This window comes from Psychroflexus maritimus, assembly GCF_011089875.1.
GTDB classification, from domain to species: domain Bacteria; phylum Bacteroidota; class Bacteroidia; order Flavobacteriales; family Flavobacteriaceae; genus Psychroflexus; species Psychroflexus maritimus.
This window is the reverse complement of record NZ_JAANAS010000074.1, coordinates 1-610: the sequence shown is the minus strand read 5'-3', so window position 1 is coordinate 610 and position 610 is coordinate 1. Positions and strand designations below refer to the sequence as shown.

Here is a 610-nt window from a genome sequence, read left to right as displayed (position 1 = left end):
TGAGTACAACCAGTTTCTTCATCTTCAAAAAACGCATAAATAGTTTGTTCAAAAGCTTGTACGTTGGCGTACACTTCGGGTAAAACATTGGTTTGGTTTTCAGCATCAGGAAAAGTAGGGTGAAAACTAAGTTGATAATTCGGGAAGTTCGCTTGGTAATCACTAATAATACTACCTAAATCGAAAGATTCTGAAAAACCATTATTGTTAGAATCACAGACTTCTATTAAGTCAGGAAAAAAACTTTCATCAATCACATTGACTAGCAATTCAATTGTTGTAAACTCTAAACATCCACTTTCAACAGCTTCGGCTCGTACATAGAGTGTTTGTGGGTTGGTTGTGTTTTCAAAATCAGTTGGTTGAGGATTTTCATTGTTCTCTGCATCTGCTTGACTTAGGTGAAAACTAATTATTGAAGGAACATTCTCTTCGCTGTAAAAAAACGGAATTGTAGTGTTTAAATCCCAGTTTTGTATAGGTGAATTTTCTTCATTTGGACATTGCTCAAAAGTGGCAATATTTTCTGAATCTTCAATAAATGGGCGTAAATTAACTTGCAAGTCTAATTCAGTGAAAGCAACACAATTGTTGTTAATATCGGTTGCTC

Annotated in this window: 1 protein-coding gene; it reads right to left on the bottom strand. The window is 34.6% G+C overall.

Annotated features, from left to right (window positions below):
• Positions 1-610, bottom strand: a 610-nt coding sequence (locus G7034_RS09775; RefSeq protein ID WP_166400783.1) for a hypothetical protein, incomplete at both ends; no start/stop codon positions are given.